Raw genomic sequence first — 21,662 nt, 5'->3', positions numbered from 1 at the left:
ACCTGGACATACGCGTCGTTCGCTGCCACTCTCCGGCCATGCATCCTGCTCCTCGCCTCCTGCGCCGCGCGGTAGCCGCCGCGACCACAGCTCTGCTCGCCACCGCTGTCGGCTGTGCGCCGCAGCCCGAGGACAACGCGTCGGCGGCCCCGTCCGGACCGGCCGCCGAGAGCTGCGCGAAGGGGGGCCTCGCCACCAAGACGCCGGGAAAGCTGACGGTCGCGACGGACGAACCGGCGTACGAGCCCTGGTTCAAGGACGGCAAGCCCGCCGACGGCAAGGGCTACGAGTCGGCGGTCGCCTACGCCGTGGCGAAACGGCTGGGGTACGGCAGGAGCGCGGTCGTATGGCAGAGCGTGCCGTTCAACAAGGCGTTCGCGCCAGGGGTGAAGACCTTCGACTTCGACATCAACCAGGTGTCGATCAGTGCCGAGCGCAGGAAGGCCGTGGACTTCTCCTCCGGCTACTACGACGTGCGTCAGGCCGTCATCGCGCTGAAGGACGGCAAGGCCGCCGGGGTGACGGACATCGCCGACCTGAAGAAGCTCAGGCTGGGCGCCCAGGTGGGCACGACGAGCCTGGACTACATCACCGACGTGGTGAAGCCGGCCCGGCAGCCCGCCGTCTACGCCAAGAACGACCAGGCCAAGTCCGCGCTGCGGAACGGGCAGGTGGACGCCATCGTCACCGACCTGCCGACCGCGTTCTACATCACCGCGGCCGAGGTGACGGAGGCGAGAATCGTCGGCCAGTTCGAGAACCAGGGCGGCACACCCGAGCAGTTCGGGCTCGTCCTGGACAAGGGCAGCGCACTGACCCCGTGCGTGACCCGCGCCGTCGACGCCCTGCGCAAGGACGGCACGCTGGCCCGGATCGAGAAGCAGTGGCTCTCGGACGCCGTCGACGCCCCGGTGCTCAAGTGACGGTCACCCGGGGCGAACCGGCGCGGGAGGGCGCGGACGACAAGGGCGACACGGCCGACGCCTCCGAAGACGGCGTTCCCGGTGCCGGCGCCCCGGCTGACGGCGTTCCCGGTGACGGTTACGTGCCCTCCGAGCGGCGCCGGGCGCGCGAGCGCCACCAGCGCGCGCGTGCCCGGCGCGCCACGGCCGTCGCGGCCCTCTCGACGCTCGTCACGGCCGCCGTGCTGTACCTGGTCGTAGTCGGCGCGCCGGGCTGGCCGCGCACCAAGGAGACCTTCTTCAGCGCACACTACGCACGCGAGGCGTTCCCGAAGGTCCTCGAAGGCCTGTGGCTGAACGTCCGCCTGCTGCTGATCTGCGGTGTCGCCGTGCTGGTCCTCGGCATGCTGATCGCCGTCGCCCGGACCCTGCGCGGCCCGGTCTTCTTCCCGCTCCGGGTGCTGGCGGCGGCGTACACCGACTTCTTCCGCGGCCTTCCGCTCATCATCAATCTGATGATCGTGGTCCTCGGCGTCCCCGCGCTGCGGCTCCAGGGCGTGACGGTCGACCCGGTCCTGCTCGGCGGTACGGCGCTGACCCTGACGTACTCGGCGTACGTCGCGGAGGTCTTCCGGGCGGGCATCGAGTCCGTCCACCCCTCACAGCGCGCGGCGGCCCGCTCGCTGGGCCTCACGAACCGGCAGGCGCTGCGCTACGTCGTCCTGCCCCAGGCGGTACGCCGGCAGGTGCCGCCGCTCCTCAACGACCTGGTGTCGTTGCAGAAGGACACCGGCCTGGTCTCGATCGGCGGCGCGGTGGACGCCGTCCGCGCGGCCGACATCATCGTGGGCCGCAGTCTGAACTACACGCCGTACATCGTCGCCGGGCTGGTGTTCGTGGCCCTGACCATCCCGATGACCCGTTTCACGGACTGGGTGACGGCCAGGACGGACAGGCAACGGGCTCAGGGAGGGTCCCTGTGAGTACCTGCGGAGGATCCCTGTGAGCACCACTGCGAGCATCCCGGACAGCGGCGCGCCCGTGCTGCGGATGGAGTCCGTCCGCAAGACCTTCGGCGGTTCGGTCGTCCTGCGGGACGTCGGCCTGGAGGTCGCCCCGCACACCGTGACCGCCCTCATCGGCGCCTCCGGGTCGGGCAAGTCCACGCTGCTGCGCTGCGCCAACCTCCTGGAGGAGATCGACGACGGCGCGATCTGGCTGGACGGTGAGGAGATCACCGACCCGCGGGCCGACCGGGACGCGGTGCGCCGCCGTATCGGCGTGGTCTTCCAGGCTTACAACCTCTTCCCGCACATGACCGTGCTCGACAACATCACGCTCGCGCCGCGCCGGGTGCACGGCGTCTGTCGGCAGGAGGCCGAGGAGCGGGCCAGGGGGCTGCTGGAGCGCCTCGGCCTGGCCGGCAAGGCGGATGCGTACCCGGACCGGCTCAGCGGCGGCCAGCAGCAGCGGGTGGCGATCGTGCGGGCTCTGGCCGTCCGGCCCCGGCTGTTGCTGCTGGACGAGGTCACGGCCGCGCTCGACCCCGAACTCGTGGGCGAGGTACTGGAGGTGGTGCGCGGCCTGAAGGACGAGGGCATGACCATGGTGCTGGCGACGCACGAGATGGGGTTCGCGCGGGACGTCGCCGACCAGGTCTGCTTCCTCGACGGCGGCGTGGTGCTGGAGCGCGGCACGGCAGAGCAGGTCTTCGGCGACCCGCGGCAGGAGCGCACCCGGCGCTTCCTGCGGCGGATCGTGGAGGCGGGCCGGCTGTAGCGCCCCCGCGCGGGGGCTAGGCGTCCGCCCGCGCCGCCCCCAGCAGGGCCGCGACCCGCTCCACGCCGAACACGTAGCCCTGCACCCCACAGCCGGCGATGACGCCGTCCGCGCGCAGCGACACGTAGGAGTGGTGCCGGAACGCTTCGCGCTGGTGGATGTTGGAGATGTGCACCTCCAGGACGGGCATGCCGTCGCAGGTGTTCAGCGCGTCCAGGATCGCCACCGACGTGTGCGAGTACGCCCCGGGGTTGATGACGATCCCGCAGTGGCCCAGCCGTGCCTCGTGGATCCAGTCGACCAGTTCGCCCTCGTGGTTGGACTGCCGGAAGTCCACCGTGCCGCCGTGCGCGGCCGCCGCCTCGGCACACCGCGCTTCCACGTCGGCCAGCGTGTCCCTGCCGTAGATCTCGGGCTGGCGCCGGCCGAGCAGGTTCAGGTTGGGCCCGTTGAGAATCATGATCGGGGCGTTGGCCAGGGTGCGGGGCACGGTTCCTCCGGGTCCGTTCGGGGCGGTGCGTCGACGACCGCTGCTCGCACCCGGTCTATCACGGTGGCCGGAGCGGACGGGGAGCCCTGCGCGCCGGTCACCACGGCGCGTGCCCCGGCTCCGCGCGGTGCTTCCGCACGCCCCGTGACTCCTGATCGTTCCAGGCGGTTGACGCGGTATGCACGAGGTACGCCGCGTCAGCACACCGTCCATGCCGCGGCTCGCCGCCGCCTCACTCGCCGGGACGGCGATCGAGTTCTACGACTTCTTCGTCTACGGCACCGCCGCCGCACTGGTCCTGGGACCACTGTTCTTCCCGACGTTCTCCCCGGCCGCGGGGACGCTGGCGGCGTTCGGGACGTTCGGGATCGGCTTCGTGGCCCGGCCACTGGGGGCGGTGGTCTTCGGGCACCTCGGGGACCGGCGCGGACGGCGGCCCGTGCTGGTCGTCTCCCTGCTGCTCACCGGCGCCTCGACGGTCGCCGTCGGCTGTGTGCCGTCGTACGGGGCCATCGGGGTCGCCGCACCCGTGCTGCTGCTCGTCCTGCGCTTCCTCCAGGGCCTGGGGCTCGGCGGGGAGTGGGGCGGGGCGGTGCTGCTGACCGCCGAGCACGCGCCCGCCGGACGGCGCGCCCTGTGGTCGAGTTTCCCGCAGGTGGGGCCGGCCCTCGGCTTCGTACTGGCCAACGGCATCGTGCTCGCGCTGTCGGCGACGCTGTCCGCCGCGGAGTTCGCGCGGTGGGGGTGGCGTGTGCCGTTCTGGGCGGCCGGCGCGCTGGCGCTGGCCGGTCTGTGGCTGCGTTCGTCGCTCACGGAGAGCCCGCGGTTCCTGGAGATCGACGACCACGCGCGCGTGCCGCTCATCGAGCTCCTACGGCACCACGGGCGGCTGGTGCTGCTGACGGCCGGGGCGCTGGCCGCCGGGTACGCGGTGTTCTACACGGTGACGACCTGGTCGCTGGCCTACGCCACGGAACGGCTCGGTGTGAGCCGCACGGTCATGCTGACGTGTGTCATGGCCGCGGTGCTCGTGATGGGCGCGCTCACACCGCTCGCGGCACTGCTCGGTGACCGCTACGGGCGCCGGCCGATGTGTCTGACCGGGTGTGCGGCCAGCGCGCTGTGGATGTTCCCGATGGTCGCACTGCTGGCGACCGGCGAGCCGCTGCTGATGTTCCTGGGCATCCTGGGCGCCCTGCTCGCCTTCATCACCATGTTCGCGGTGATCGCCGCCTACTTGCCGGAACTCTACGAGCCGCGGGTGCGCTGCACGGGCGCCGCCGTGGGCTACAACCTCGGCGGGGTGCTCGGCGGCGCGCTCACCCCCCTCGTGGCCACGACGCTCGCCGAGCGGGGCGGGCGTGTTCCCTGGGGGGTGGGCGCGTATCTGAGCGGCATGGCCCTGCTCAGCCTGGCGTGCTTCGCGCTGCTGCCGGAGACGCGGCCGGTGCCCGTGGCGGTGGCGGAACCGGTGACGAAGCCCGTGACGGGCTGACCGGACGCGCTGCGGGTGCCGGCGGGCGAGAGGTGGTGGGCCGGGCGCCGACGGGCCAGGGGAGATGCTGGGCTACGGGTGATGGCACGGGCTCATGGGTTGATCGCCAGCTCCAGGTAGGCCGCGAACAGCACCAGATGCACGCCGCCCTGGAGGGGCGTGGCCCGGCCCGGCACCACCGTCAGGGAACTGACGACCACGGTCAGCAGCAACAGCAGCATGTGGGTCGCGCCGAGGCCGAGGACGAGCGGCCCGGACAGCCAGACCGAGGCGAGCGCCACGGCCGGGATGGTCAGGCCGATGCTGGCCATCGCGGAGCCGAGCGCCAGATTGAGGCTGGTCTGCACCCGGTCGCGGCGGGCGGAGCGCAGGGCGGCGATGGTCTCGGGCAGCAGGACGAGCAGGGCGATGATCACACCGACGACGGCGGGCGGCAGGCCCGCCGCCGCCACACCCGACTCGATGGTGGGCGACACGCCCTTCGCCAGGCCCACCACGCCGACCAGCGCCAGCCCGAGCAGGGCGAGGCTGGTCCAGGCGGTGCGTGCGGACGGAGGGCCCGCGTGGTCCTCCCCGGTGATGACCTCGCCCTGACGGGTGATGGGCAGGAAGTAGTCGCGGTGGCGCACGGTCTGGGTGGTCACGAACAGGCCGTACAGGATCAGTGACGACAGCGCCGCGAACGTCAGCTGGACCGTGGAGAACTCCGGTCCGGGTTTGCTGGTCGTGAACGTCGGCAGCACCAGGCTGAGCGTGGCGAGCGTCGCCACGGTGGCCAGTGCCGCACCCGTGCCCTCGGGGTTGAAGACCGCCGTGCCGTGCCGCAGGGAGGCGACGAGCAGACAGATCCCGACGATGCCGTTGCAGGTGATCATCACGGCGGCGAAGACGGTGTCCCGGGCCAGGGTGGAACTCTTGGCACCGCCGTCGGCCATGAGGGTGACGATCAGGGCCACCTCGATGATCGTGACGGCGATGGCGAGCACCAGCGAACCGAAGGGTTCGCCCACCCGGTGGGCGACCACCTCGGCGTGGTGCACGGCCGCCAGGACGGCGCCGGCGAGAACGACGGTCGCCAGGGCGACGACCGCGCCGGGCAGGTGCCGGCCCCAGGTGAGGACCAGCAGGACGATCGCGAGCACCGGCACGAGGATCGTCCAATGCCGGGTGAGCGACCGCAGCCGAGTGGTCATGCGGCGATGCTCGCAGAGGCTTACAGGATTCGCATTCCGTTCTTTTCGGATCCTCTCGTCCCTTCCGGTGCGGGCCCGGTACCGGCGCGGCCGGGTGCCGCACCGGCCGGATCACCGGGCGGGATCGGGGCCCCACAGGGCCGTCAGCGCGGTCAGGCGTCGGCGTTCTCCCTCGGAGTGCCTTCGCCCACGTGTGCCGCTTCCACGGCCGCCTGCTTCCGCGAGGCCATCAGGCTCGTGATCGTGGTGACGGCGAGGACGGCGCAGATCACGCCGAGCGAGACCGGAATGCTGATCTCCGGCACGTGCACGCCGGACTCGTGCAGGGCGTGCAGCACCAGTTTGATCCCGATGAAGCCGAGGATGATCGACAGTCCGTACGACAGGTGGACCAGCTTCCTGAGCAGTCCGCCGATGAGGAAGTACAGCTGGCGCAGTCCCATCAGGGCGAAGGCGTTGGCGGTGAAGACGATGTACGGGTCCTGGGTCAGGCCGAAGATCGCGGGGATGGAGTCCAGGGCGAACAGCACGTCGGTGGTGCCGATGGCGAGCATCACGACCAGCATCGGGGTCATGACGCGCTTGCCGTTCTGCCGGATCCACAGCTTCGTGCCGTGGTACCGGTCGGCCACGCCGAACCTGCGCTCCGCGGCCTTCAGCAGCTTGTTCTCCTCGAACTCCTCGTCCTCCTGGTCCGCCCGGGCCTCCTGGACGAGCTTCCAGGCGGTCCAGATCAGGAAGGCGCCGAAGAGGTAGAACACCCAGGAGAAGCTGCCGAGGATCGCGGCTCCCGCGGCGATGAAGACGGCCCGCAGGACCAGGGCTATGAGGACGCCGACGAGCAGGACGCGCTGTTGGTACCGGGTGGGCACCGCGAACTTCGCCATGATCAGGACGAAGACGAAAAGGTTGTCGACGCTCAGCGACTTCTCGGTGATGAAGCCCGCGAAGAACTCGCCGGCCGGTCGCCCGCCGCCGAACACGAGGAGGCCGAGGCCGAACAGTCCGGCCAGGGTGATCCAGACGACGGTCCAGACACCCGCTTCCTTGACCGACACCTCATGGGGCTTGCGGCCGATGAAGAAGTCGACGGCGATCAGGGCGGCGAGGCCCACGATGGTGAGGACCCACAGGGTCAGGGTGACTTGCACTGCACCTCCGGCATTACGTCACGGCAAATACGTCAGCGTCGTCGCTGCCGGAGGTCTCTTCCACCCACGATGGGCCGGCGTCCCGGGACCGGAACCGGTCCGTATTGACGGGTGCGCCGCAGTCAGGGAGTACTCCCCTCCGCACAAGAGACAGTATCCCAATGACCAAGGGGAGGTAAAGAGAAATGTAAAGAATTCTCTAAAAGACCTGCTCACGAGGCTTTACTCGTACTTGGGCAGGGCGGCTCTGGCCACTCCTGCGAGCACCTCCGGCAGAATCCGGCTGCCGGCCGGGATCCGGCGGCGTCCTCCCGGTCCGCGACCAGCAGGAGGTGCACGCCGGCGGCCGGCCCCTCGTCGGCGAGACAACGCAGCCGGGTCACCGCCCGGTCGTCGAGCCCGTGCGGGAAGTCGTGGACGATCAGAAGTTGCTGCCCGGTGCCGACATCGGACGGCAGCGCCCCGGCCGCGCCGGCACGCACTGCCATCTCGACCAGGTCGACGCGCCGGGCGAGGTGCTCCAGCACTCGTGTGACCCCCGCCGCCCCGGCCGCGGGCGGCGCCGCCAGGGCTCCCGACCGCGTCAGCGGCACGTGGTGTCCCGCGTGCCGTGCCCGCGGTGGCCGGCCGGTCCTACAGGTGGGGCAGGATCGCCGGCATCAGGTCCTGGAAGGTGCGGCCGCTGGCCGGGGCGCCGATGGCGGTCATCGTCCAGCCGGCGCCGGCGCGGTGCACCTTGGCCATGATCTGGGCGGTGTAGTCGCCCCCGCCGGCCAGGGTGTAGCGGGCGAGTTCCTGGCCGTTGGTCTCGTCCACGAGACGGCAGAAGGCGTTCTGCACCTCCTGGAAGGTCTGGCCTGTGAAGGAGTTCACGGTGAAGACGATCTGGTCGACGTGGACCGGGACGCGCTGGAGGTCCACCAGGATCGCCTCGTCGTCCCCGCCCTGACCGGCGCCGCCGACGCGGTTGTCGCCGGTGTGGCGCACCGAACCGTCGTCGCTCACCAGGTGGCGGAAGAAGACGACGTCCATGGGTTCACCGCCGGCGAAGAGGACCGCCGAGGCGTCCAGGTCGATGTCGCGGGTGCGGGAGCCGAACAGGCCGCGCCGTTTCGCCGCCTGCCAGCCGAGGCCCATACGGACCGCGGTCAGGGTGCCCCCGTCCTGCTTCTCCAGGCTGATGGCCTGACCCTTGGACAAGTTCACGGACACGGCTGATTCCCCTCTCGACAGTCCCCTGTTGCCGCGCCGAAGTGCCACGCGGTTGTCAAGACCCTACGCAGCGGCGGCGACGGCGCCGAACCCCGAACCGCGCTTTGTGTCGGTGTTGCAACACTTGGCACGGGGAGCGGGGTCCGGCGCGGTGGCGGAGGTCAGGCGAGGCCTGCCTCCCGCATCTGGCGCAGCTCCTTCTTCATCTCGGAGACCTCGTCACGCAGCCGGGCCGCGATCTCGAACTGGAGCTCCGCGGCGGCGGCGCGCATCCGTTCGGTCATCTCTTCGATCTGTCCGGCGAGTTCGGCCGCGGGCCGGTCCGTCGGGACCGTCCTGCCCTTCGCGGCCTTGGCGTTCTTGCCGGCCTTCGCGCCCTTGGCCGCCTTGTCCCCGAGCGACGGGACGGGCGCCTTGGCGGCCTTGCCGTCCTTCGCCGCGCGGTAACCGGAGCCGAGGAGCTGTTCGGTGTCGACCTCTTCGCGGGCGATCTGCGCGACGATGTCGTTGATCTTCTTCCGCAGCGGCTGCGGGTCGATGCCTCGGGCCTTGTTGTAGGCGACCTGCTTCTCCCGGCGGCGGTTCGTCTCGTCGATGGCCTTCTCCATCGCCGGGGTGATCTTGTCGGCGTACATGTGGACCTGGCCGGAGACGTTTCGTGCGGCGCGGCCGATGGTCTGGATCAGTGAGGTGCCCGAGCGGAGGAAGCCCTCCTTGTCGGCGTCCAGGATCGCCACGAGGGACACCTCGGGCAGGTCGAGGCCTTCACGGAGCAGGTTGATGCCGACCAGGACGTCGTACTCACCGGAGCGCAGCTCGCGCAGCAGTTCGACGCGGCGCAGGGTGTCGACGTCGCTGTGCAGATAGCGGACCTGGATACCGAGTTCCAGGAAGTAGTCGGTGAGGTCCTCGGCCATCTTCTTGGTCAGCGTGGTGACGAGGACCCGCTCGTCCTTGTCGGTGCGCTTGCGGATCTCGTGCACCAGGTCGTCGATCTGGCCCTCGGTGGGCTTGACCACGACCTCCGGGTCGACCAGGCCGGTGGGGCGGATGATCTGCTCCACGACACCGTCCGAGCGGGACAGCTCGTAGGCTCCCGGGGTGGCCGACAGATAGACGGTCTGACCGACGCGCTCCTGGAACTCCTCCCACTTCAGGGGACGGTTGTCCAGGGCCGAGGGCAGGCGGAAGCCGTGGTCCACGAGGGTGCGCTTACGGGACGCGTCGCCCTCGTACATCGCGCCGATCTGCGGGACGGTGACGTGCGACTCGTCGATGACGAGCAGGAAGTCGTCCGGGAAGTAGTCCAGCAGGGTGTTGGGCGGGGAGCCGGGCAGGCGGCCGTCGAAGTGCATCGAGTAGTTCTCCACGCCGGAGCAGGTGCCGATCTGGCGGAGCATCTCGAGGTCGTACGTGGTGCGCATCCGCAGGCGCTGGGCCTCCAGGAGCTTGCCCTGCTTCTCCATCTCGGCGAGGCGCTCCCCCAGCTCCTTCTCGATGTCGTTGACGGCCCGCTCCATGCGCTCGGGTCCGGCGACGTAGTGGGAGGCGGGGAAGACGTACAGGTGCTGGTCCTCGCTGATGATCTCGCCGGTGAGCGGGTGGAGCGTGGACAGCGCCTCGATCTCGTCACCGAACATCTCGATGCGGACGGCCAGCTCCTCGTAGACCGGGAAGATCTCGATGGTGTCGCCGCGCACCCGGAAGGTGCCGCGGGTGAAGGCCATGTCGTTGCGGGTGTACTGGATGTCGACGAAACAGCGCAGCAGCTCGTCCCGGTCGACCTCGTCGCCGACCCTGAGCGGGACCATGCGGTCCACGTACTCCTGCGGCGTACCGAGGCCGTAGATGCAGGACACCGACGCGACCACGATGACGTCACGGCGGGTGAGCAGCGAGTTGGTGGCCGAGTGGCGCAGGCGCTCGACCTCCTCGTTGATGGAGGAGTCCTTCTCGATGTAGGTGTCCGACTGGGGGACGTAGGCCTCGGGCTGGTAGTAGTCGTAGTACGAGACGAAGTACTCGACGGCGTTGTTCGGGAGCAGCTCGCGGAATTCGTTGGCGAGCTGGGCGGCGAGTGTCTTGTTCGGCGCCATCACGAGCGTGGGGCGCTGAAGCTTCTCGATCATCCACGCGGTGGTGGCGGACTTGCCGGTGCCGGTCGCGCCCAGGAGGACGACGTCCTTCTCACCGGCCTCGATGCGCTTGGCCAGGTCGGCGATGGCCGCCGGCTGGTCGCCGCTGGGCTGGTAGGAGCTGACGACCTCGAAAGGCGCCACCGTGCGTTCGATGTGGGAAACGGGCCGCATGTCATCCACCGTACGACCCCCCACTGACAACGGGCCCCGGTCAGCGGTTCTGCGGGGTGCGGTGACCGTGGTGCTCGGGCCGGTGTCCCCCGTGGAGGGCGGGCCGGCGGTCGGTGTGGGAGGCGACGGCGGCGGCCGGCACGCCCGGCTTGTCCTCGACGGGCGTCCAGTCGGGGCGGCCGGTGACCATCAGCGGATCGAAGATCACGACGACGCCCGCGAGGAGCAGGAAGGCGAGCGGGCCGATCAGCATCGGCGCGAGCACGGACGCCTCGGGCGCGCCCGCGGTCGCGTGGGAGACAGCGTCGAGGTGAACGCCCAGAGCGGCCATCCCGGTGTAGTGCATGCCGCTGACCGCGAGTCCCATGACCAGGCTCGCGCCCACGCTCCACAGGAAGCCCCGGACGCGGCCGGCGGCCCACAGGGCGGCGGTGGCGGCGACGACCGCTATGACGACGGAGGCGGCGACGGTGAAGGTGTTGTAGGTGAACCGGCCGTTGAAGCGGACGCCCGCCATGCCGAGGTAGTGCATGGAGGCGACGCCCAGACCGGTGATCGTGCCGCCGGTGAAGAGCGGGGTACCGGTGGCGCCCCGGTAGCCGACGATGAAGATCCCGACACCGACCATGACGATGGCGAGAGCGAGACTCGCGTAGGTCATCGCCCCGTCGTAGTGGATCGGCGCCCCGTGGATGGAGAAGCCCATCATGGCCACGAAGTGCATGGTCCATATGCCGGAACCGATCGCGGCCGAGCCGAGGGCCAGCCAGGCGGGCCGCCTGGAGTGCGTGACCAGCAGGGATCTGGTGGTGCAGCGCAGGCCGAGGGCACCACCGAGGCAGGCCATCAGGTAGGCCGCCAACGGGGTAACCGCCCCGTAGCTGAATCCGTCGACCGTGCCTTGCATCGCGGCTGCCCTTCCGCCTTCTTACGTCCCGGAATGTCCTGAATGCGTCCCCGTCCCAGGACCGCGCGGCGGTCAGGGTTGTCGCAGAGAGTATGACCCCCACCGGAATGGTCGAACGATTTTGGACCAAAGAAACACGGCGTTGCCGCACTTGTGCGGCACCGGTGAGCGGTCGCGGAGATCCCCGTTCGGCCTGTGGTCATCGTGCGCCCGGGTGCCGTTGACCCTGTGCTGTCAGTCTGGTGCTGTCGGTATTCGCTCGACGCGAGGAGTACGCATGTACGCGCGCGTGGTCGCCGCCACCGTCGCCACGGTCCTGGGGACGGTGGCGGTCCTGCTGAGCCCCACCTCCGACGCCCGGGCGGGCGAGGACGGCCCACCCATGGTGATCGCCCATAGGGGCGCCTCCGCCTACGCCCCCGAGAACACCCTGGCCGCGATCGACAAGGCCGCCGAGCTGGGCTTCTGCTGGGTCGAGAACGACGTCCAGCGCACCAAGGACGGTGTGCTGATCGTCCTCCACGACGACAGCCTGGAACGCACGACGAACGTCGAGCAGGTCTTCCCCGGCCGCGCGCCGTGGAAGGTGAAGGACTTCACCGCCGCCGAGATCGCCCGGCTGGACGCGGGCAGCTGGTTCTCCCCCGCGTACGCGGGCACGCGCGTGCCGACGCTGGCGGAGTACATGCGGCGGCTGGAGCACAACCACGAGAAGCTGCTCCTGGAGATCAAGAACCCGGAGCTGTATCCGGGTCTCGAACAGCAGACCCTCAAGCTCCTCGCCAATGAGGGCTGGCTGGACGACCGGCATCTGGGGCGGCTGATCGTGCAGAGCTTCAGCGCGGAGAGCGTGCGGACCGTCCACGAGCTGAAGCCCGCGGTCACCACCGCCTACCTGGGGACGCCCACCGTGTCGGATCTGCCCAGGTTCGCGGACTTCGCCGACCTCGTGAATCCCTCGTACGACTCGCTGTCCCCGGGCTACGTCTCGGCCGCGCACACCGTCGACGGGCCGCACGGCAGGCCGCTCGGGCTGTTCGCCTGGACGGTGAACGACGCGGCCACCGCGCGCCGGGTCGCCGGCTACGGCGTCGACGGGGTCATCAGCAACAAGCCCGACGTGGTGCGGGCGGCACTGTCCTCGGACTGAACGGGACGGGCGTTGTCAGTGGTGGGTCGTACGGTGGGCGCATGGACAGCCATGGGCGGGATGAGCAGCGACTCGTGTGGGCCGTCATGGGCACGGACATCGGCCCGCTGATGCTGGCCGCGACCGGTGACGGCCTGGTGAACGTCGTCTTCCACGCGTCGGACGCCGTGCGCCTGCGGGCACTGGAGCGGCTTGCCGTCCGGCTGGGCCGCGAGCCCGTGGAGGATCCGGACGCGCCCTTGCTGGCGGAGGCCATACACCAGGTGCGGGCCTACCTGGCGGGTGAGCGGCACGCCTTCGACCTGCCGCTGGACTGGTCGCTGATATCTGGGTTCAACCGGCAGGTGCTGCGCGCACTGGCGTCCGGAGTGCCGTACGGCACCGTGGTCGGGTACGGCGATCTGGCGGGGCGGGTCGGGCAGCCCGGCGGTGCGCAGGCGGTCGGCGCCGCGATGGGCGCCAATCCGCTGCCGGTGGTCGTGCCGTGCCACCGAGTGGTGGAGAGCGGCGGTGGCATCGGCGGTTTCGGGGGCGGTCTGGAGACGAAGCGGAAGTTGCTCGCCCTGGAGGGCGTGCTGCCCGAGCCGCTGTTCTGACCGCCCCCGGACGCACGGCTAGTCGTCGTAGTGCCGGGCCTCGAATATGTTGCCGTCGGGGTCGCGGAAGTAGAAGCTGCGGGTGGCGTCGCCGCGGGCGCCGGACAGGCCGTGGTCGATGTCCGACACGGGGACTCGGTGTTCCTCGAGGCGGGCGCGCAGGGTGTCGAAGGCGTCGGCCGGCAGGGACAGGCAGACGTGGTTGACGGGGTGGCCCGCGCTGTCGGCCGAGCCGGGCAGCATCCTCATGCGTGCGGCGAAGGTGCGCGGGGCGAGGTCGAGGATGGTCTCCTCGTTGACACGTACGGAAGGAAAGGCCGCCTTTCCCTCGGTGAACTCGGTGAGCCTGATCGGCTCCAGGCCGACGGCCGTCTCGTAGAAGCCGGCTGCCGCGGCGGGATCGGTCACCCACAGGACGACGTGGTCGAGACGCGTGGTGTTGTTCGTCATGCGGCCCAGGCTGGTGGTGTCCCCCACAGGCCGCAAGCGTTTATCCGCTGGCGGCGCCCGCCAGGGATGAGGAGGGACCGACGGACTGGAGGCGGGCACATGGTGCTGGTGGTGTCGGAAGAAGTGCGGGAGGCGATCGACGCGCGGCGCCCGGTGGTGGCCCTGGAGTCCACCATCATCGCGCACGGCCTGCCCCGTCCGCGCAACCTGGAGGTCGCCCGGGAGCTGGAGGAGGCGGTGCGGCGGCAGGATGCCGTGCCGGCGACCGTCGCCGTGCTCGACGGGCAGCCCCGGGTCGGCCTGGACGAGCGGCAGCTGGAGCGGGTCGCGAACGAGGACGGCATCCGCAAGCTGGGCCACCGTGACCTGCCGCTCGCCGTCGCCGCGGGGGCGAGCGGGGCGACGACCGTGTCGGCGACGGCACAGCTGGCCGCGCTGGCGGGGATCCGGGTGTTCGCCACGGGTGGGCTGGGCGGTGTGCACCGGGAGTGGACGCTGACCCAGGACGAGTCCGCCGACCTGGGGCTGCTGGCGCGGACCCGGATCACGGTGGTGTGCGCGGGTGTGAAGTCGATCCTGGACGTGCCGGCGACGCTACAGCGGCTGGAGACGCTGGGCGTGGCCGTCGCCGGGTTCGGCACGGACCGGTTTCCCGGCTTCTACCTGTCGGACTCGGGGCATCCGGTCGACTGGACGCTGGACAGCCCGGAGCAGGTCGCCGCCGTCATGCGCGCCCAGGACGCCCTGGACGCGCCTCAGTCCGCGCTCATCGTCGCGAACCCCGTCCCCGAGGCGGAACAACTCGATCCCGGCCTGCACGCGCGCGTGCTCTCCGACGCGCTGCGCGCCTGCGCCGAGCGCGGTGTCACCGGGCAGGCGGTGACCCCGTTCCTGCTGGACCACCTGGTCCGTCACACGGACGGAGCCTCGCTCAGCGCCAACCTGGCGGCGGTGCGCGGCAACGTACGGCTGGCGGCGCGGATCGCCACGGCGTGGACCAGGGGGTGACCGCGGAGCGGAACGGGGCGCTGCTGGTCGTCGGGGACGTGGTCACCGACGTGGTGGCCCGGCATCGGGGACCGCTCGCGGCCGGCACCGACACGGCGGCCGTGATCCGGACCCTGCCGGGTGGTGCGGGCGCCAACGTGGCCTGCTGGGCCGCCCACGCGGGTTGCGCGGACGTACGGCTGCTGGGGCGGGTGGGCGCCGACGCCGCCGCGTGGCACGAGCGGGAGCTGGTGGCGGCCGGGGTGCGGCCCCGGCTGGTGGTGGATCCGCAGGCGGCGACCGGGACGGTGATCTGCCTGGTCGACACGGACGCGGCGGCCGAGCGGACGTTCCTGACGGACAGCGGGGCCTCTCTGCGGCTCGGCCCCGCCGACTGGTCGGACACCCTGCTCGACGGCGTGGCCCGGCTGCATCTGTCGGGCTATCTGCTGTTCACCGAGCCGAGCCGGGCACTGACGCGGAGGGCCATCACCGCGGCACGCGCGCGCAGGGTGCCGGTCAGCCTGGACCCGGCGTCGGCCGGCTTCCTGATGGAGCTGGGAGTGGACCGTTTCCCGGCGTTCGCGGAGGGGCTGGACCTGCTGCTGCCCAGCAGGGACGAGGCGTGCCTGCTGACCGGGGTGCCGGACCCGGTGGACGCGGCGGCCCGGTTGAGCCGTCTCGTGCCGCTGGTGGTGGCCAAGGCGGGCCCGGACGGGGCGCTGGTGGCCCGGTCCGGTGCCGTACCGGTGCGGGTCCCGGCCGTGCCCGCGGCGCCTCGGGACACCACGGGCGCCGGCGACGCCTTCACGGGCGCGTTCCTCGCCGCGCTGCTCGCGGGCGCGACACCGGAGGAGGCGGCGGCGTCGGGCTGCCGGGCGGGCGCGGAGGCGGTGGAACGGGTGGGCGGCAGACCACCGCGGCCCGGGCGCGTCGACTGACTCCCGCGAAGGCCTTCGGCGGCTGACTTCCGCGAAGGCCTTCGGCGGCGCCGGCGGCGGAATGGACCCGGGGGCGGCCGGCCCCGCTGCCTCGTCGTGCGCGCGGGGGAGTCCGGGAAACGGAGCTATGCCTTGCGGCCCCACGCCGAGATCATCGGCGCGGTGGCCAGGTCCATGCCGCCCGCCTCGACGTTGGCCAGGTGCTGGTCGATCTCCTCGTCGGTGGCCAGTCCGGCGGCGACCAGCCGGGCGCGGATCTGACGGACCGTAGCGGTCTCCAGGGCGGTGCAGGCGGGTGAGGTCACGGGGAAGTGCGCGTCGGCCTCCACGTCGTGCAGCCCGGCCTCCCGGAGCAACCGCGGGAGTCTGCGGCCGTACGACAGGTCGGCGCCGCGGTCGGCGAGCAGCTTGCGGAAGCCCTGGCGCAGCCGGTTGGCGAGCCGTTGCTCGGGGCCGTGTTCGTCGGGGCAGATCAGGGGCTGGAGGGCGGGGTCGGCGTCCTCGACCAGTAGTCGCCCGCCGGGCCGCAGAGCCTCGATCATGGAGCGCAACGCCCGGTCCCGGTCCGGGACATGGACGAGGACCAGCCGGGCGTGGACCAGGTCGAAGCCCTCCCCCGGGGGTCCGTCGGCGCCCACGTCGTGGACGTGGACCTCCACCGGTGGACGGGCCGCGGCGGTGAGCCGGGAGGTGTCGATGTCGGTGGCGACGACCTGACCGGCCGGGCCGACTCTCCCGGCGAGCCAGGACACGACGGAGGTGCCGCCGGCGCCGACTTCCCAGCAGCGCCAGCCGGACCGGACACCGAGTTCTTCGAGATGCCGGAAGGTCGTGGGATCGAAGAGGGTGGCGAAGGCGTCGAAGCGCTCGCCTGCCTCGTTCTGCTGGTTGTCCAGGAGGTATCCGTCGGGTCGGGTCATGCCGCGATCATCCCAGTCACCCGGTTTGTCCGGTCCGACCGACCTCTGTCCACAGGCGGGCACAAGCGGAACTTTGCGTTTCCACAGGCTTCCTCACGCTGTGTCCGGGACTGGCAGACTTGCCGGGCAAGGACACGGAAGCGCTGCGCGGAGATCCACGCGAGGAGACCCAGATGTCGATGGCAGGGAACCTGCGGAAGGTCGCGGGACTGGACAGGGTCGGCGGCCTGCGCAAGGTGGCGCGGCTGGCCCGGCGCCGGCCGCGCGTGGACCTGAGTCATCCCGCCAGATCGCCGCTGGGTTCGTCGGTGGTCAACTGCGTGACGTATCAGGACGGCGTGCGCGTGCCCGGATGCGGCGACCTGGAGGACGCGGTGCGGCTGGTCCGCAAGAGCGGCGAGGGCTTCGTCTGGCTGGGGCTGCACGAGCCGACGGAACGTGAGTTCGCGGGTGTGGCCGAGCTGTTCGCCCTGCATCCGCTGGCGGTGGAGGACGCGGTCGAGGCCCATCAGCGTCCCAAGCTGGAGCATTACGGGGACACCCTCTTCGCGGTGTTCAAAACCGTCTGCTACGTGGAGCACGAGCAGCTGACGGCGACCAGCGAGGTGGTGGACACGGGCGAGATCATGCTGTTCGTCGGCGAGGACTTCGTCATCACGGTACGGCACGGCCGGCACGGTTCACTGGGCCCGCTCCGTGAGGAGCTGGAGGCGAACCCGGATCAGCTCGTCAAGGGGCCGGCGGCGGTGCTGCACGCGATCGCCGACCATGTCGTCGACGACTATCTGAACGTCACGGACGCGGTGCAGGCCGACATCGACCAGGTGGAGGCGGAGGTGTTCTCGGCGAACGGCGCCTGCCTCGATCCGGGCCGCATCTACCAGATGAAGCGTGAACTGCTGGAGCTGAAGCGTGCGGTGGCGCCGTTGGGCCGCCCGGTGGAGGATCTGGCCACGCGGCCCATCCGGGTCGTCGCCCCGGAGATACAGGCGTACTTCCGGGATGTGTTCGACCATCTGATACGGGCGAAGGAGCAGATCGCCGCGTTCGACGAACTGCTCAACTCCATCCTCCAGGCGCATCTCGCGCAGGTGACCGTCGCGCAGAACGAGGACATGCGAAAGATCACCGCCTGGGCCGCGGTGGTCGCCGTACCGACAATGGTGTGCGGGGTGTACGGCATGAACTTCCAGCACATGCCGGAGCTGCACTGGCGGTTCGGCTATCCGCTGGTCATGGGCGTGATGGCGGCGGTGTGTCTGGCGCTGCACCGGGGCTTCCGGCGCAACGGCTGGCTCTAGACGGCGGGGCGCCGGCGTCGTGGCGGGACGCGCAGTCAGGACGGGTCCGTCGCCTGTGCAGGTACCTCGCCTGTGCGGGTCCTTGCCTGGGCGCGTACGCCGACCGGCCGCGTACGCCGACCGGGCGGCCACCTCGGCGGGGCGGGCGGGCCCGGTCCCGGTCCCGATGGTCGCGCGTCCGGATCAGGCGCTCCAGGCGGGATGGCGTGGGTCGTCGGTGCGTACGAGGACGTCCGCCGTCCCGGCCGGATCGGTCTCGGCCTCGTAGCGCGCGAAGGCGGGGAGGGTCCAGTGGTCGTTCTCGGGAGTGCGGCGGCGCAGGGCGCCCGGGGAGAGGAGGAGGTGCACGGACAGGTCGAAAGGGAACCAGTGGCGTAGCAGAAGGGGACCGTGGAGCAGCAGGATCGCGCGGGGCGGAAGGTGGACGTACGGGCTGCGGGTGGCCCGGTCGGTGACGGGGTCCCACAGGTCGGGCAGGATCCGCCCGCTGCCTCCGGGATCCAGCGGGCCGAAGACCTCCCGCCACAGGGCGCCCGTGTCGAACCATCCGCTGTAGTACGACTCCGCGTCCCGCCGCCCGTGCTCCAGCCGCAGCGAGGCAGGCCGCAGGAAACCCTCGGCGCCGACCACGAGCGAGGGCCGGCCGCGCAGCCGCAGCGCCTCCCCGACGCGTTCGGCGAGGTCGCCGGGCCGGGCGGCCGGGGCGCCGTCGAAGCCGACCCGCGGCCAGGCCCCTCCGTCGGCCGGCTCCAGGCCGGCCAGCCGGTCGGCGAGCAGCTCGGCGAGCCGGTCCCAGCTGATCGCTTCGAGTCGCACAGAGCCCATGATGCCGGGTGCCTCCGGAGACCGGTGAGGGCGCCGGCGTCGAGCGGTACCGCTCGGGCGGGTACGGACTCCCCGCGACCGCCCGCCTGGAGGGGCGACAGGGCCGCCTGAAGGACGAGAAGAAGCCGTGAAACCGGAAGGAGGGGGGAAGAAGGGGAAGGCCCGTGCGGGAGGCGCGGGCGGTGGGAGGGAACGTACCGCGTATGGCGTTTCCCGCGACCTCCCACTCCCCCGGCAGGCTGGTCGTCGTCCAGCCGCTGAAACGGAAGCGGTGCGCCGGCTGCCGGCGCGGTCCGCTGTCGCTGCTGGTGCTGGAGGAAGCAGCACCGCGGTGCCTGGACTGCGCCGACCTGGGGCACCTGGTGTTCCTGCCGCGCGGTGACACGGCGCTCACCCGCCGCGCGCGGGAGGAGAGTTCGCTGTCGGCGGTCGTGGTGCGGTACAACCGCCGCAGGAGCCGCTACGAACGCCAGGGCCTGCTCGTGGAGCCGGCGGCGCTGGACCGGGCCGAGGCCCGTTGTCTGGCGGACGCGGAGGCGCGGCGCCGGAGGCGGGCCCGGGACGCGCGGGGCAGGGCGGTGAAGGACCAGCGGTTCGCCGCGGCGTTCACAGCCGAGATCCTCCGGCTGTTCCCCGGTTGCCCGGGCGAGCGGGCCCGGGCGATCGCGGCCCATGCGTCGGTGCGGGGCAGCGGGCGGGTCGGACGCAGCGCGGCTGGGCGCGTGCTGTCCGAGGGGGCGGTGATATCGGCGGTGGTGGCGGCCGTGCGGCATGGTGACACGCCGTACGACCAGCTGCTGATGAGCGGAGTGGCGCGGTACGAGGCACGACGCCGGATCGCCCCGTCGGTGGAGAACGTGCTGCGGGCGTGGCGGGAGGCCGGGGAGGACACCGGCTGAGGAGGCAGGAGGGTTCTGCCGCAGGGTGGAAAGGGTGCCCTCCGGCCGTGGCCGGCACCGGTCGCGGGGCCGGCCACCGGCCGACGGGCTGTCGGAAGAGGGATGTGATGCCGATGCTCTGCCACCGGCTGGTCGCGTGCCGAGAAAAACCCGGCAGAAAGCCCTGTCCGCCACTCTGCGGGGTGGCCGGTGCGGACGTATCGTGGCCGGAAGAGCAGCGCCTGCCGAGGCACGGCCCGTCGTACATCCGGTGCCTTCGGTGCCCCGTACGCGAGGAAGACGCCCATGGCCGATCCCAAGGGGTTCATGACCACGCCGCGCCAGGAGTGGCCGCGGCGGCCCGTCGAGGAGCGGGTGCGGGACTGGGACGAGGTGTACGTCCCGGGAGCGCTGCTGCCCATCATCAGCAAGCAGGCCGACCGCTGCATGGACTGCGGCGTCCCGTTCTGCCACCACGCCTGTCCGCTGGGGAACCTCATCCCCGAGTGGAACGACCTGGTGTCCCGGGAGGACTGGCGGGACGCGAGTGACCGGCTGCACTCCACGAACAACTTCCCCGAGTTCACCGGGCGGTTGTGCCCGGCACCGTGCGAGGCGGGGTGTGTGCTGGCGATCAACCAGCCGGCCGTCACGATCAAGAACGTCGAGTGCGCGATCGCGGACCGGGCGTGGGAGGAGGGTTTCACCCCGGCCCGGCCGCCCGAGCGGCTGTCCGGGAAGACGGTCGCCGTCATCGGCTCCGGGCCCACGGGGCTGGCGGCGGCACAACAGCTGACCCGGGCCGGGCACACGGTGGCGGTGTACGAGAAGGATGACCGGATCGGTGGACTGATGCGGTACGGCATCCCCGCGTTCAAGATGGAGAAGCTGCATCTGGAGCGGCGGATCGAGCAGATGCGGGCCGAGGGGACGAGATTCCGTACGTCGACGGTGGTCGGGCGGGATGTTCCGGCGGCGGAGCTGCGGACCCGGTACGACGCGGTGGTGATCGCCACGGGTGCGACGGCGTGGCGGGAACTTTCCGTACCGGGCCGGGAGTTGAACGGGATACACCAGGCGATGGAGTATCTGCCGCTGGCCAACCGGGTGTGTGAGGGGGATCTGGAGGTCTCGCCGCTGTCGGCCTCCGGCAGGCATGTCGTGATCGTCGGTGGCGGGGACACCGGGGCGGACTGCCTGGGCACCGCGGTGCGGGAGGGGGCCGCGTCCGTGACCCAGCTGGACATCTACGCCCAGCCGGGTGCCGAGCGCGACGAGGACACCGAGCCGTGGCCGACGTACCCGAAGACCTACCGGCTGTCGGGCGCGCACGAGGAGGCGCGGGACCTGCGTACGGCGCCGGCGGCGGACGCGGACGCCCGGTTGTTCGCGGCGTCCACGCTCCGCTTCACCGGGGACGAGAGGGGGCGGGTGCGGTCGCTGCGTCTGGTGGAGGTCGACGAACGGCGGCTCGCGGTGCCGGACACCGAGCGGACGCTCCCCGCCGACCTCGTGCTGCTCGCCCTCGGATTCACCGGGCCGGACCGGGAGGACGGGCTCATCGAGCAGCTGGGGCTGGCACTGGAGCCGCGCGGCACGATCGCCCGGGACGACGGCTTCGCGACCCGGGTTCCCGGGGTGTTCGCAGCCGGTGACGCGGCGCGCGGACAGTCGCTCATCGTGTGGGCGATCGCGGAGGGACGGGCGGTCGCGGCGGCCGTCGACCGTTATCTGACGGGCCGTTCACGGCTTCCGGCGCCGATAGCACCCACCGACCGGCCGATGGTGGTCTGAGGCGGCGTTCGGCGGCCGAGCGGCACACCCGCGGCGGAGTGGCGCACCGGCGGTTCCGGCCGGTGCGGGACGGGCCGCGTCGTGCGGGAGTGGTCCAGCGCCGTCGCGGCGGTCGATGCGGCTCGCGCTCTCGAGGGGCGTGCAAGCCGGTGCGGAGTACCCCGGAGGCGCCCCTCCCGGAGGCGGCGGTCCGGGGGCCGGCGTGCTCGGAGCGAGCGGCACCGGCTCTCCGGCGGGACGGGGCGGGCCGGGCCGGCCGGGGTCTCGTGCGGACAGGGGCGCGGGGTGTCGGCGGTGCCTGCCAGCGGGGTTGAGCGGGGTCCGGTGCGTGTGACTGCGAGGCGGGGGTGCCCCGCGCGAGCGCGGCCGAGCGTGGAGGAAC

General features: G+C 71.5%; 21 protein-coding genes and 1 pseudogene. 12 read left to right on the top strand and 10 right to left on the bottom strand.

Features of this window, described 5'->3' with window-relative positions; genetic code table 11:
• The first annotated feature begins 38 nt into the window (after window positions 1–38).
• From ABZ117_RS15420 to ABZ117_RS15410, 3 genes are all read left to right on the top strand, one after another.
• Complete coding sequence (locus ABZ117_RS15420; RefSeq protein WP_356820951.1) at window positions 39–923, top strand: ABC transporter substrate-binding protein; 885 nt, start codon at window positions 39–41, stop codon at window positions 921–923.
• Entirely contained in the window at window positions 920–1,885 is a 966-nt protein-coding gene (locus tag ABZ117_RS15415; RefSeq protein WP_356820949.1) for an amino acid ABC transporter permease, read from the top strand. The genes ABZ117_RS15420 and ABZ117_RS15415 overlap by 4 nt, the downstream gene beginning before the upstream one ends.
• Window positions 1,886–1,952: 67 nt before the next feature.
• Entirely contained in the window at window positions 1,953–2,681 is a 729-nt protein-coding gene (locus tag ABZ117_RS15410) for an amino acid ABC transporter ATP-binding protein (RefSeq protein ID WP_356820989.1), read from the top strand.
• 16 nt (window positions 2,682–2,697) lie between these two features.
• On the opposite strand, the gene aroQ is transcribed toward ABZ117_RS15410, so the two are convergent.
• Complete coding sequence (gene aroQ, locus ABZ117_RS15405) at window positions 2,698–3,171, bottom strand: type II 3-dehydroquinate dehydratase (RefSeq protein WP_356820947.1); 474 nt, start codon at window positions 3,169–3,171, stop codon at window positions 2,698–2,700.
• Between the two features lie 211 nt (window positions 3,172–3,382).
• Here aroQ and ABZ117_RS15400 point away from each other — a divergent pair, with 211 nt between their 5' ends.
• Window positions 3,383–4,666 carry an MFS transporter gene (locus ABZ117_RS15400; protein WP_356820987.1) on the top strand — a complete coding sequence of 428 codons (1,284 nt, stop codon included), beginning with the start codon at window positions 3,383–3,385 and terminating at the stop codon, window positions 4,664–4,666.
• A 92-nt stretch (window positions 4,667–4,758) separates the two neighbouring features.
• Here the strand turns inward: ABZ117_RS15400 and ABZ117_RS15395 are convergent, their stop codons facing one another.
• The 6 genes and pseudogenes from ABZ117_RS15395 to ABZ117_RS15370 all read right to left on the bottom strand — a co-directional run bounded on the left by ABZ117_RS15395 (window position 4,759) and on the right by ABZ117_RS15370 (window position 11,438).
• Window positions 4,759–5,859 carry an ionic transporter y4hA gene (locus tag ABZ117_RS15395; protein WP_356820946.1) on the bottom strand — a complete coding sequence of 367 codons (1,101 nt, stop codon included), beginning with the start codon at window positions 5,857–5,859 and terminating at the stop codon, window positions 4,759–4,761.
• Between the two features lie 152 nt (window positions 5,860–6,011).
• Entirely contained in the window at window positions 6,012–7,010 is a 999-nt protein-coding gene (locus ABZ117_RS15390) for a TerC family protein (protein ID WP_356820944.1), read from the bottom strand.
• Between the two features lie 302 nt (window positions 7,011–7,312).
• Window positions 7,313–7,600 (bottom strand): annotated as a pseudogene (locus ABZ117_RS15385) (export associated protein); the annotation flags it as partial.
• Between the two features lie 43 nt (window positions 7,601–7,643).
• A complete protein-coding gene (locus ABZ117_RS15380) occupies window positions 7,644–8,222 on the bottom strand; it encodes a TerD family protein (RefSeq protein ID WP_356820942.1) in 579 nt (192 codons plus the stop codon).
• A 161-nt stretch (window positions 8,223–8,383) separates the two neighbouring features.
• Window positions 8,384–10,531 carry an excinuclease ABC subunit UvrB gene (uvrB, locus tag ABZ117_RS15375; RefSeq protein ID WP_356820940.1) on the bottom strand — a complete coding sequence of 716 codons (2,148 nt, stop codon included), beginning with the start codon at window positions 10,529–10,531 and terminating at the stop codon, window positions 8,384–8,386.
• A 40-nt stretch (window positions 10,532–10,571) separates the two neighbouring features.
• On the bottom strand, window positions 10,572–11,438 hold the full coding sequence (locus ABZ117_RS15370) for an MHYT domain-containing protein (RefSeq protein ID WP_356820938.1): 867 nt from the start codon (window positions 11,436–11,438) through the stop codon (window positions 10,572–10,574).
• Window positions 11,439–11,715: 277 nt separating this feature from the next.
• On the opposite strand from ABZ117_RS15370, the gene ABZ117_RS15365 reads away from it, so the two are divergent.
• The gene (locus ABZ117_RS15365; RefSeq protein ID WP_356820936.1) at window positions 11,716–12,588 is read left to right on the top strand and encodes a glycerophosphodiester phosphodiesterase family protein; all 873 of its coding nucleotides are present in this window, start codon (window positions 11,716–11,718) and stop codon (window positions 12,586–12,588) included.
• Window positions 12,589–12,629: 41 nt separating this feature from the next.
• Window positions 12,630–13,184: a methylated-DNA--[protein]-cysteine S-methyltransferase gene (locus ABZ117_RS15360; RefSeq protein WP_356820934.1), complete on the top strand. Its 555-nt coding sequence runs from the start codon at window positions 12,630–12,632 to the stop codon at window positions 13,182–13,184.
• Window positions 13,185–13,202: 18 nt separating this feature from the next.
• Here the strand turns inward: ABZ117_RS15360 and ABZ117_RS15355 are convergent, their stop codons facing one another.
• Complete coding sequence (locus ABZ117_RS15355; RefSeq protein WP_356820932.1) at window positions 13,203–13,634, bottom strand: VOC family protein; 432 nt, start codon at window positions 13,632–13,634, stop codon at window positions 13,203–13,205.
• 99 nt (window positions 13,635–13,733) lie between these two features.
• Between ABZ117_RS15355 and ABZ117_RS15350 the strand changes: the two genes are divergently transcribed.
• Window positions 13,734–14,642 carry a pseudouridine-5'-phosphate glycosidase gene (locus tag ABZ117_RS15350; RefSeq protein ID WP_356820930.1) on the top strand — a complete coding sequence of 303 codons (909 nt, stop codon included), beginning with the start codon at window positions 13,734–13,736 and terminating at the stop codon, window positions 14,640–14,642.
• Entirely contained in the window at window positions 14,639–15,562 is a 924-nt protein-coding gene (locus ABZ117_RS15345) for a PfkB family carbohydrate kinase (protein ID WP_356820928.1), read from the top strand. Before ABZ117_RS15350 ends, ABZ117_RS15345 begins: the two co-directional genes overlap by 4 nt.
• 125 nt (window positions 15,563–15,687) lie before the next feature.
• On the opposite strand, the gene ABZ117_RS15340 is transcribed toward ABZ117_RS15345, so the two are convergent.
• Window positions 15,688–16,482, bottom strand: coding sequence for a methyltransferase domain-containing protein (locus ABZ117_RS15340; protein ID WP_356820926.1), 795 nt, complete (start codon window positions 16,480–16,482; stop codon window positions 15,688–15,690).
• Between the two features lie 173 nt (window positions 16,483–16,655).
• On the opposite strand from ABZ117_RS15340, the gene corA reads away from it, so the two are divergent.
• Window positions 16,656–17,783, top strand: coding sequence for a magnesium/cobalt transporter CorA (corA, locus tag ABZ117_RS15335; protein WP_356820924.1), 1,128 nt, complete (start codon window positions 16,656–16,658; stop codon window positions 17,781–17,783).
• Window positions 17,784–17,966: 183 nt separating this feature from the next.
• Here the strand turns inward: corA and ABZ117_RS15330 are convergent, their stop codons facing one another.
• On the bottom strand, window positions 17,967–18,599 hold the full coding sequence (locus ABZ117_RS15330; RefSeq protein WP_356820922.1) for a uridine kinase: 633 nt from the start codon (window positions 18,597–18,599) through the stop codon (window positions 17,967–17,969).
• 17 nt (window positions 18,600–18,616) lie between these two features.
• Between ABZ117_RS15330 and ABZ117_RS15325 the strand changes: the two genes are divergently transcribed.
• The 3 genes from ABZ117_RS15325 (at window position 18,617) to ABZ117_RS15315 (ending at window position 21,280) form a co-directional block, all read left to right on the top strand.
• On the top strand, window positions 18,617–18,739 hold the full coding sequence (locus tag ABZ117_RS15325; protein ID WP_356820920.1) for a hypothetical protein: 123 nt from the start codon (window positions 18,617–18,619) through the stop codon (window positions 18,737–18,739).
• 72 nt (window positions 18,740–18,811) lie between these two features.
• Window positions 18,812–19,507 (top strand): DUF2293 domain-containing protein, encoded by a 696-nt coding sequence (locus ABZ117_RS15320; protein WP_356820918.1) that lies wholly within the window; start codon window positions 18,812–18,814, stop codon window positions 19,505–19,507.
• 285 nt (window positions 19,508–19,792) lie between these two features.
• Entirely contained in the window at window positions 19,793–21,280 is a 1,488-nt protein-coding gene (locus ABZ117_RS15315; protein ID WP_356820916.1) for a glutamate synthase subunit beta, read from the top strand.
• The last annotated feature ends 382 nt before the right edge of the window (window positions 21,281–21,662 follow it).

Source organism: Streptomyces sp. NPDC006309 (genome assembly GCF_040613095.1).
Classification (GTDB): Bacteria; Actinomycetota; Actinomycetes; order Streptomycetales; family Streptomycetaceae; genus Streptomyces.
Note: the sequence above shows the minus strand (reverse complement) of the source record. Positions and strands in the feature narration are given on the sequence as shown.

Bases quoted from the DNA above. Each gene is read 5' to 3' on its own strand.
- ABZ117_RS15420 (WP_356820951.1), top strand. From the start codon at position 39: ATGCATCCTGCTCCTCGCCTCCTGCGCCGCGCGGTAGCCGCCGCGACC.
- ABZ117_RS15410 (WP_356820989.1), top strand. From the start codon at position 1,953: ATGGAGTCCGTCCGCAAGACCTTCGGCGGTTCGGTCGTCCTGCGGGAC.
- ABZ117_RS15400 (WP_356820987.1), top strand. From the start codon at position 3,383: ATGCCGCGGCTCGCCGCCGCCTCACTCGCCGGGACGGCGATCGAGTTC.
- ABZ117_RS15395 (WP_356820946.1), bottom strand. From the start codon at position 5,859: ATGACCACTCGGCTGCGGTCGCTCACCCGGCATTGGACGATCCTCGTG.
- uvrB (WP_356820940.1), bottom strand. From the start codon at position 10,531: ATGCGGCCCGTTTCCCACATCGAACGCACGGTGGCGCCTTTCGAGGTC.
- ABZ117_RS15370 (WP_356820938.1), bottom strand. From the start codon at position 11,438: ATGCAAGGCACGGTCGACGGATTCAGCTACGGGGCGGTTACCCCGTTG.
- ABZ117_RS15365 (WP_356820936.1), top strand. From the start codon at position 11,716: ATGTACGCGCGCGTGGTCGCCGCCACCGTCGCCACGGTCCTGGGGACG.
- ABZ117_RS15360 (WP_356820934.1), top strand. From the start codon at position 12,630: ATGGACAGCCATGGGCGGGATGAGCAGCGACTCGTGTGGGCCGTCATG.
- ABZ117_RS15355 (WP_356820932.1), bottom strand. From the start codon at position 13,634: ATGACGAACAACACCACGCGTCTCGACCACGTCGTCCTGTGGGTGACC.
- ABZ117_RS15350 (WP_356820930.1), top strand. From the start codon at position 13,734: ATGGTGCTGGTGGTGTCGGAAGAAGTGCGGGAGGCGATCGACGCGCGG.
- ABZ117_RS15340 (WP_356820926.1), bottom strand. From the start codon at position 16,482: ATGACCCGACCCGACGGATACCTCCTGGACAACCAGCAGAACGAGGCA.
- corA (WP_356820924.1), top strand. From the start codon at position 16,656: ATGTCGATGGCAGGGAACCTGCGGAAGGTCGCGGGACTGGACAGGGTC.
- ABZ117_RS15320 (WP_356820918.1), top strand. From the start codon at position 18,812: ATGGCGTTTCCCGCGACCTCCCACTCCCCCGGCAGGCTGGTCGTCGTC.
- ABZ117_RS15315 (WP_356820916.1), top strand. From the start codon at position 19,793: ATGGCCGATCCCAAGGGGTTCATGACCACGCCGCGCCAGGAGTGGCCG.